Source organism: Bacillus sp. NTK071 (assembly GCF_017303315.1).
GTDB lineage: Bacteria > Bacillota > Bacilli > Bacillales > Guptibacillaceae > Guptibacillus.
In genome coordinates this window covers 1-266 of sequence record NZ_JAFKOI010000080.1, presented here as the reverse complement: position 1 = coordinate 266, position 266 = coordinate 1, and the positions used below count along the sequence as shown (strand labels likewise).

Here is a 266-nt window from a genome sequence, read left to right as displayed (position 1 = left end):
GATCCGCACGGCGGTGGCGATGGACATGCTGGGTGTCGACTGGACCTTCGTGTCGGGCATGTCGGGCGACACGCCGCTGGAAGCCGCCCGCCAGCGCGGCGAGATCGACGGCTACCCGGTGACGGCGGCCTATTATCTCAGCACGCTGGCGCCGGGCCCGGTGGCCGAGGGCACGGACATTCCGCTGTTCTATTTCACCGCGCCGAACGAGGACGGCACCGGCCTGTCGGTCGATCCCACGCTTGAGGGGATGCTCCCCTTCGACC

The 266-nt window shown here is 69.2% G+C and carries 1 protein-coding gene; it reads left to right on the top strand.

Annotation, left to right across the window (positions count from 1 at the left end):
• Window positions 1-25: 25 nt before the first annotated feature.
• Window positions 26-266: hypothetical protein (locus JI666_RS22110; RefSeq protein ID WP_206895042.1), on the top strand; the 241-nt coding region annotated here is incomplete at its 3' end.